The 1,024-nt window shown below is 31.5% G+C and carries 1 protein-coding gene; it reads left to right on the forward strand.

Annotated elements, in window-relative coordinates:
* A partial coding sequence (locus tag HMPREF1864_RS03715; protein WP_156435951.1) for an IS1182 family transposase occupies positions 1 to 1,024 on the forward strand: 1,024 nt, incomplete at both ends.

Here is a 1,024-nt window from a genome sequence, read left to right on the forward strand (position 1 = left end):
AATTCGTAGACTCAACACATGTAAAAGCCCATGCAAATAGACATAAAAACAAAAAAGAAGAAATCAAAAAAGTAACAAAGGCATACCAAGAAGAATTAGACAAAGAAATAGAAGAAGATAGGAAAGAACATGGTAAAAAACCATTAATAGAAAAAAATAAAAAAGAAGAAACAAAAGAAATAACAGTTTCAACAACAGATCCAGAAAGTGGACTCTTCCATAAAGGAGAACACAAAGAAGTCTTCGCCTACTGTGTAGAAACATCAGTAGACAAAAACGGTTGGATATTAGGACACAAAACATTTCCGGGAAATCTACATGACAGCACAACCCTACTACCATTTTATGAAGAAAAACTAAAAAAATACAAACCAGAAAAAATAGTCATGGATGCAGGCTACAAAACACCAGCCATAGCAAAAAAACTACTAGAAGACGGAATACAACCAGTATTCCCTTACACAGCACCAAAAAGAAAACCAAAAATAGAAAACCCCTACTACAAAAGAGAATTCATATATGATGAATACTACGACTGTTACCTATGCCCAGAAAATCAAATACTAGAATACACAACAACAAATAGAGAAGGATATAGAGAATACAAAAGCAAAAAAGAACAATGCAAAAAATGTCCTAATCTCAAAAGATGCACACAGAGTAAAAACCATCAAAAAGTAATCACAAGACACATTTGGCAGAAATACTTAGACGAAACAGAAGAGTATAGATACACCAAACAAGGAAAAGAAGAATACAAAAGAAGAAAAGAAACAGTAGAAAGACAATTTGGAAGTGCAAAAGAATTCCATGGATTTAGATACACAAATATGATTGGACTAGCAAAAATGGAAATGAAAGCTGCACTTACATTTGCATGCATAAATATGAAAAAATTAGCAATACTACTATATAAATTGGATCCTAATAAGGATTTAACTTTGAATAAATTAAGGACTTTTTTAATAAATACATTAAAAATGCAACAAACCCAGGAATTATTCCTGGGTTTGTCTACAATCTG

Origin of the sequence: Peptoniphilus sp. DNF00840, from assembly GCF_001553125.1 — a bacterium.
Lineage (GTDB): Bacteria > Bacillota > Clostridia > Tissierellales > Peptoniphilaceae > Peptoniphilus_A > Peptoniphilus_A vaginalis.